Source organism: Streptomyces glaucescens, from assembly GCF_002154375.1.
Classification (GTDB): Bacteria; Actinomycetota; Actinomycetes; order Streptomycetales; family Streptomycetaceae; genus Streptomyces; species Streptomyces glaucescens.
Map to the genome: position 1 here is coordinate 1 of NZ_MUND01000253.1, position 7,336 is coordinate 7,336.

Below are 7,336 nucleotides of genomic sequence, written 5' to 3' on the forward strand. Positions count from 1 at the left end.
TGGCGCTGCCGAGACCGACGAAGACCGGCGCCGGGCCCGCGTCGAGGAAGTCCCGCAGCTCGGGCGGCAGACCGGGATCACGGTCGTACGGCCACCAGTACCCGGCGACCTCCAGGCCGGGCCGCCAGTCGCGCGGCCGGGGCACCACCAGGGGGCTGAAGCCGTGCAGCACCGGCCAGTTCGCGCGCTCCCGGGCCCGCCACGCGGCACCCGGCCGCCGGCGCGGCAGCCCCAGCCGGTCGCGCACCTCCAGGACGGCCGCCGACAGCACCTGCTCCATCGCCAGGCCCATGCCGTGCCCGGCGAGCCGGTTGCCGACGGCACCCCACGACCGGTCGCCCAGCACCGACGGCGCGAACTCCCGCGTGGGAGCCAGCGGTTGCAGATGCAGGCCCACGCTCGGCAGCCGCAGCCCCTCGGCGATGCCGTGCCCGAGCGGCACCAGGGGCCCGGACAGCAGCAGCACCTCGCAGTCCTCCGCCGCCGCGAGCAGGTCGTCGGTCATCCGTGCGGCGACCGTCCGTGCCATCTTCGCCAGCCGCACCATCTTGCCCACCGCGCTGGTGCTGCGGCTCAGTCCCAGCCCCCGCGGCGTCTCCAGCAGCTCGGCCCGAGGATCCACCGGAAGCGGGTGGAACCCGACCCCCGAGTCCGTCACCAGCGGTGCGAAACGGGCATGGGTCACCAACGTCACTTCGTGCCCGGCCCGTACCAGCGCCTGCCCGAGCCCGGTGAAGGGGGCCACGTCACCCCGGGAACCCGCCGTCATGATCGCCACCCGCACACCGCCAGTATGAGGCCCGGGACCGCGCCACGGGAGGCCTTCGGACGGGCGGGACCGGTGCTACCGCTGTTCGACCGCCACCCGCAGGGGCGCCCGGAAGGACAGCAGGCCCAGCATCGGGGGATCCCCGTCCTCGGCCTGCCGGACGCGGGGCAGGCGCCGTGCGGCACGGCGCAGCGCCACCGCTGCCTCGGTGCGCGCCAGGGAGGCGCCCGGGCAGCGGTGGCGGCCGACGCCGAAGGCCAGGTGCTGCCGTACGTTCGCCCGGTGCGGGCACATCCGCTCGGGCGCGCCGAAGACCTCCGGGTCCGAGCCGCTGCCCATCAGCATCAGGAGCAGCTGAGCGCCCTCGGGCAGTTGCACCCCGCCGAGCGTGACCGGCCGCGCGGTGACCCGGCGCCAGGTCGTCACCGGAGGCTCGCGGCGAAGCACCTCCTCGACCCAGGCCTCGGCCAGGCCCGGTTCGTCGGCGAGGCGCGGCCACAGTCCGTCCTCGGCCAGTGCCCGGCGCAGCACGGTCGCGATGAGCTGGCCCGTGGTGGACTGCCCGGCGACGAAGACGAAGAAGCAGGCGCCGACCGCGGTCTCTGCGTCGAGCGGCTCGCCGCCGGGCAGCCGGTGCCCGGCCAGAGCCGCGACGAACGAGCCGGGCGGCGCCGTGCCGGCGCGCACGGTCCGGGTCAGCCACTGGTGGAACTCGGCCACGAGCGGCGCCAGTTCGAGCTGGCGCTCGGGGCCGGGCCGGCCCCAGAACAGCTCCAGCGAGGCGTCGCTCCAGCGGATCAGGGTGGCCGCGGGGACGCCGTCGATGCCGAGCAGCTCCATCAGCACCCGGCACGGCAGCACCTGGGCGAAGGAGGTGAACAGGTCGCCGCCGCCCGAGGTGTCGATGCGCGCACCGGCCGCCTCGAGCAGTTCGTCGGCGATCCGCTCGATCACCGGTACGGCGGCGGCGACGCGCCGGGCGTCGAAGAACCGGGTGACCAGGCGGCGCAGTCCGGGATGGCTGGCGGTGCCGTTGTTGGCCAGCGCGGGGGGAAGACCGAACCCGGCCCTGGCGAGCACCCGCAGCGCTCCGACCGGCAGCGGGGTGACGGCGTGCTGGGCGTTGTCGGGCCGGAAGGCGTCCGGGTCGAGCAGCACCCGGCGGATGTCCTCGTGCCGGCTGACCAGCCACAGCCCGGTCCGCGGGTCGTGGTGCACCGGCGCCTCGGCGCGCAGCGCGTCCAGCCACGGATACGGGTCGCCGACGAAGTCCTCGCCGAAGAGATCCAGCAGGCCGAGGGGCTGATCGGGGGGTGCCGTGTCCGGAGCCGAGAGAGTCACGGCCGGACGCTAACACGTGACCGTGCGGCCACCGTCCGTGTGTGCGCGGCATCACCGAGCGCGTGTGGACGCCGTCACCCGGGGCGTGGGCGACGGGCGCGGCCGAGGGCCGGTGTGCCAGGGGCCGGTGCCGTCCGAGGCCGGTGTCTCGGGAGGCCGGTGACGCGCGGAGCCGGCCTGCCGGAGACCGGCGCTTCGGGGCCGGCGTCGCGCGACGCCGGTGTCCCGGAACGGTGCGCGAGGCCGAGGTTCGGGAGGTCGAGGTTCCGGCCCCGGCGCCTGGCACCCGGGGGCCCGGGAGGCCGGTGCCTGCGCTGGGCACCGGCCTCCCGGCATCACTCACGCCGCCAGCTGCCGCTCCGCCGCGTCGACCGTCTGCTCCAGGAGCGTGGCGATGGTCATCGGCCCGACCCCGCCCGGCACCGGGGTGATCAGCGAGGCCCGCTCGACGGCCGAGTCGAAGTCGACGTCGCCCACGTTGCCCGCGTTGTACCCGGCGTCGATCACCACCGCGCCCGGCTTGAGGTCCTGGCCGCGGATCAGCCGGGGCCGCCCGACCGCGGCGACCACGATGTCCGCCTCCCGCACGGCCGCCGACAGGTCCCGGGTGCGCGAGTGGCAGTAGGTGACCGTGGCGTCCCGGGCGAGCAGCAGCATCCCCGCCGGCTTGCCGAGGATCGCGCTGCGGCCCACCACGACGGCCCGCTTCCCGGCCGGGTCGACGCCGTACTCGTCCAGCAGCCGCATGATCCCGCCGGGCGTGCACGACACGAAGCCGGGGAGGCCGAAGCTCATCGTGGCGAAGGAGGCGAAGGTGACGCCGTCGACGTCCTTCTCCGGCGCGATCGCCTCGAAGACGGCCCGCTCGTCGATGTGGTCGCCCATCGGGTGCTGGAGCAGGATGCCGTGCACCCCCGGGTCCGCGGACAGTTCGCGCAGGGTGCCGACCAGGTCCTCGGTGGTCGTGGCGGCGGGCAGGGCGACATGCCGGGAGATGATGCCGGCCTTGCGGCACCGGTTCTGCTTCATCTTGACGTAGGTGACGGACGCCGGGTCCTCGCCCACCAGCACCGTCGCCAGACAGGGGGCGGTGCCGGTGCGGCCGGTGAGGCCGGCCGCGCGCTTCGCGGTCTCCTCGAGGATGCGCGCGGCGAGCGCGGTGCCGTCCATGAGCCGGGCCTGGGACATGTTCCACTCCTGGGTCGATCGACCGGATCGCCCAGGCGCGCGGCATCGACTCTGCGTGGACCGCTCCCCGGTGGTACTCCACCTCAGCGCCAGTCACGGCCCCGGGCCAGCCTAACCGAGGCCTCACCAGGGCCCGCGCCCGGCCCGGCGCCCGGGGTCCGGCTACTCGTCCCAGGCCTGGATCATGGTCTGCTCGACGATCTTGCCGTCGCGCAGCGTGACCATCGATTCGGCGAGCACCCGGACCCCGTCGGGGTACTCACAGGACTCGCTGAACGCGGCCCGGTCGCCCTGGACGACGCAGTCCTCCAGCTTGTGCGCCATGTCCCGGCCGTACACGTCGTCGAGCAGTTCGCCGATCTCGTCCCGGCCGCGCAGCACCCGCGGTCGGCTGGGCTGGGTGTTGTGGTCGACGACCCGCAGTTGCGCGTCGTCCGCGTAGAGCGACATCAGGGTCGCCGAGTTGTGTCCTTCGATGCCCCGGCGCAGTGTCTCGGTGTCGAAGGCGGGCGTTGCCGCAGTACCCATCGTGACCTCCTCGCGAGGGGTGCGGTCCGGCAGGACGGCGGACCGCGAAGGGCCTCTCCTACGAGGCTCCTCCGCACCGCCGGCCCCGGCAAGCGCGGTCGGTGCCTCCGAGGGCTTGATCCCCGCACGACCAACCGGTGGCTGAACGAGCTGGACCGGGTCGCCGCCCCGGACGGGCCTCAGTCCGCCGTGGCGAGGAACTGCGTGGCCGCCAGCTCCGCGTACAGCGGGTCGGCGGTCACGAGTTCGCGGTGGGTGCCCACCGCGCGGACCCGGCCCGCGTCCATCACCACGATCCGGTCGGCCATCGTCACCGTCGACAGCCGGTGCGCCACCACCAGCACGGTGGTCGTACGGGCCACGTCGGCGACGGTGTCCCGCAGCGCCGCCTCGTTGACCGCGTCGAGCTGCGAGGTCGCCTCGTCCAGGAGCAGCAGCCGGGGGCGCCGCAGCAGCGCCCGGGCGATCGCCACCCGCTGGCGCTCCCCGCCGGACAGCTTGGTGCCGCGATGCCCGACCAGGGTGTCCAGACCGTCGGGCAGCCGGGCCACCAGCCCGTCCAGGCGGGTCGTCTTCACCACCCGCGTGATCGTGTCCTCGTCCGTCTCCGCATTGCCCAGCAGCAGGTTGTCGCGCAGCGAGCCGGACAGCACCGGGGCGTCCTGCTCGACGTAGCCGATCGCGGACCGCAGCCGGGGCAGGTCCCAGTCGGCGAGATCCCGGCCGTCCAGGGTGATCGTGCCCGACTCGGGGTCGTAGAACCGCTCGATCAGTGAGAAGACGGTGGTCTTGCCCGCCCCGGACGGGCCGACGAACGCGGTCATGCCGCGCGGCGGCACGGCGAACGTCACCCCGTGGTGGACGTACGGCAGATCGTCGGCGTAGCGGAAGCGGACGTCGGCGAAGGCGAGGGCGGCCGGCTCGGCGTCGTCGGCCGGCAGCGCGGCGGCCGGGGACCGCGGCTCGGCGGGCAGCCGCAGCGCCTCCTGGATGCGGCCGAGCGCCGCGGCGCCGGCCTGGTACTGGGTGATCGCGCCGACGACCGACTGGATCGGCGACATCAGATAGAAGACGTACAGCAGGAACGCGACCAGCGTGCCGATGTCGATCGCTCCGGTCGCCACCCGGGCGCCGCCCACGGCCAGCACCGTGATGAAGGCGATCTGCATCGCCAGCCCGGCCGTGTTGCCCGCGGCGGCCGACCACTTGGCGGCGCGCACGCTCTGCCGCCAGGACTCCTCGGCGGCGGCGTGCAGCGTCCTCTCCTCGCGGTGCTCGGCACCGGACGCCTTGACCGTGCGCAGTGCGCCCAGCACCCGCTCCAGCGAGGCGCCCATCGCGCCGACCGCGTCCTGTGCCTGCCGGCTGGCCCGGTTGATGCGCGGCACGATCACCCCGAGCACGGTGCCCGCGCCGAACACCACGGCCATGGTGACCCCGAGCAGCACCGGATCGACCAGGCCCATCATCACCACCGTCGCCACCAGGGTGAGCCCACCGGTGCCGAGGCCGACCAGGGAGTCGGTGGTGACCTCGCGCAGCAGGGTGGTGTCCGAGGTGATCCGGGCCATCAGGTCGCCGGGTTCGCTGCGGTCGACGGCGGCCACGCGCAGCCGCAGCAGATACGACGACAGGGCGCGCCGCGCTCCGAGCACCACGGACTCGGCGGTGCGCCGCAGCACGTAGGAACCGATCGCGCCCAGCGTGGCGTTGGCGACGACCAGGGCCGTCATGAGCAGCAGGGCGCTCGCGATGGCCCGGTCGTGGGAGAGGTCGTCGATCAGCTCCCGTGCCACCAGGGGCAGCAGAAGGCCCGTGGCCCCGGTCACCAGCGAGAGCACCGCACCGGCCAGCAGGGCCCATCGATGCGGTCGGACATAGCCGAGAAGCAGCCGCCACGGGGGAGGACCGGTGGGGGTGTCTGCGCGGGTCACGGTGCTCCTTCGCCGGTGGCGGCCAGTGTCGACGGAGCGTTCAGGCTACGACGGCCGACGCGGGCGGGCGCCCCGGTTTCCCAGGGGACCGCGCACCTCGGCCGAACGAGGCGGCCACGGCCGGCGGGCATGGCCGGAAAGTGCCCTGCCCGCCTGTCACCCGTGCCTTTACCGATCGGTCGGCCATAGGGTCGGCAGGGGGGACGGACCCGCCGAAAGAAAGGGATCAGCACCATGGCGCAGGAAGTGCGCGGCGTGATCGCACCGGGCAGAGACGAGCCGGTGCGGGTGGAGACGATCGTCGTACCCGATCCGGGGCCGGGCGAGGCCGTGGTGCGCGTCCAGGCCTGCGGGGTCTGCCACACCGACCTGCACTACAAGCAGGGCGGCATCAACGACGAGTTCCCCTTCCTGCTCGGCCACGAGGCCGCGGGCGTCGTCGAGGCGGTCGGCGACGGCGTCACCGAGGTGGCGCCCGGCGACTTCGTCGTCCTCAACTGGCGTGCCGTGTGCGGACGGTGCCGGGCCTGTCTGCGCGGGCGCCCCTGGTACTGCTTCGACACCCACAACGCCCGGCAGAAGATGACGCTCGCCGCCACCGGGCGGGAACTCTCCCCGGCCCTCGGTATCGGTGCCTTCGCCGAGAAGACTCTCGTCGCGGCCGGGCAGTGCACCAAGGTGGACCCCGCCGTCGCCCCCGAGGTGGCCGGGCTGCTGGGCTGCGGAGTGATGGCGGGCATCGGCGCCGCGATCAACACCGGCGACGTGGGCCGGGGCGACACGGTCGCCGTCATCGGCTGCGGCGGTGTCGGCGACGCCGCCATCGCCGGATCGCGGCTGGCCGGCGCGGCGAGGATCATCGCCGTCGACATCGACGACCGCAAGCTCGCCACCGCCCGCACCATGGGCGCCACCCACACCGTCAACTCCCGGGAGGCCGACCCGGTCGACGCGATCCGCGAGCTGACCGGCGGCTTCGGCGCCGACGTCGTCATCGAGGCGGTCGGCCGCCCCGAGACGTACACCCAGGCCTTCTACGCCCGCGACCTGGCCGGCACCGTCGTCCTCGTCGGTGTGCCCACCCCGGAGATGAAGCTCGAACTCCCGCTCCTCGACGTCTTCGGCCGCGGCGGCGCGCTGAAGTCCTCCTGGTACGGCGACTGCCTGCCCTCCCGGGACTTCCCGATGCTCATCGACCTGCATCTGCAGGGGCGTCTGGACCTCGGCGCGTTCGTCACCGAGACGATCGCGCTCGACGAGGTGGAGAAGGCGTTCGAGCGGATGCACCAGGGTGACGTACTGCGCTCGGTGGTGGTGCTGTGACGACCGCCCGCATCGAACGCCTGGTCACCTCCGGGCAGTTCAGCCTCGACGGCGGCACCTGGGACGTCGACAACAACGTCTGGCTGGTCGGCGACGACCACGAGGTCGTCGTCATCGACGCCGCCCACGACGCCGGCGCCATCGCCGAGGCCGTCGGCGACCGCCGGGTCACCGCCATCGTGTGCACCCACGCCCACAACGACCACATCGGTGCCGCGCCCGCCCTCGCCGACCGCACCGGCGCCGTCATCTG

At 74.1% G+C, this 7,336-nt stretch carries 7 protein-coding genes and 1 riboswitch; of the genes, 2 read left to right on the forward strand and 5 right to left on the reverse strand.

Translation table 11 applies throughout. From position 1 onward, the window contains the following. The 5 genes from CCN42_RS17655 to CCN42_RS17675 form a co-directional block, all read right to left on the reverse strand. A partial coding sequence (locus tag CCN42_RS17655; RefSeq protein WP_143661939.1) for a glycosyltransferase occupies positions 1–769 on the reverse strand: 769 nt, incomplete at its 3' end. Between the two features lie 75 nt (positions 770–844). Next, positions 845–2,110, reverse strand: a complete 1,266-nt coding sequence (locus CCN42_RS17660; protein WP_169731474.1) for a cytochrome P450 — start codon at positions 2,108–2,110, stop codon at positions 845–847. Between the two features lie 339 nt (positions 2,111–2,449). After that, positions 2,450–3,298: a bifunctional 5,10-methylenetetrahydrofolate dehydrogenase/5,10-methenyltetrahydrofolate cyclohydrolase gene (locus tag CCN42_RS17665; protein WP_086736874.1), complete on the reverse strand. Its 849-nt coding sequence runs from the start codon at positions 3,296–3,298 to the stop codon at positions 2,450–2,452. A 22-nt stretch (positions 3,299–3,320) separates the two neighbouring features. Next, positions 3,321–3,405: riboswitch (ZMP/ZTP riboswitch) on the reverse strand. A gap of 55 nt (positions 3,406–3,460) precedes the next feature. Further along, positions 3,461–3,826 carry a nuclear transport factor 2 family protein gene (locus tag CCN42_RS17670; protein ID WP_086736876.1) on the reverse strand — a complete coding sequence of 122 codons (366 nt, stop codon included), beginning with the start codon at positions 3,824–3,826 and terminating at the stop codon, positions 3,461–3,463. A 179-nt stretch (positions 3,827–4,005) separates the two neighbouring features. After that, positions 4,006–5,760 carry an ABC transporter ATP-binding protein gene (locus CCN42_RS17675; protein WP_086736878.1) on the reverse strand — a complete coding sequence of 585 codons (1,755 nt, stop codon included), beginning with the start codon at positions 5,758–5,760 and terminating at the stop codon, positions 4,006–4,008. Between the two features lie 234 nt (positions 5,761–5,994). On the opposite strand from CCN42_RS17675, the gene CCN42_RS17680 reads away from it, so the two are divergent. Further along, positions 5,995–7,083 carry an S-(hydroxymethyl)mycothiol dehydrogenase gene (locus CCN42_RS17680; RefSeq protein WP_086736880.1) on the forward strand — a complete coding sequence of 363 codons (1,089 nt, stop codon included), beginning with the start codon at positions 5,995–5,997 and terminating at the stop codon, positions 7,081–7,083. Continuing rightward, the coding region (locus CCN42_RS17685) for an MBL fold metallo-hydrolase (RefSeq protein ID WP_143661938.1) at positions 7,080–7,336 on the forward strand (257 nt) is incomplete at its 3' end. The genes CCN42_RS17680 and CCN42_RS17685, both read left to right, overlap by 4 nt.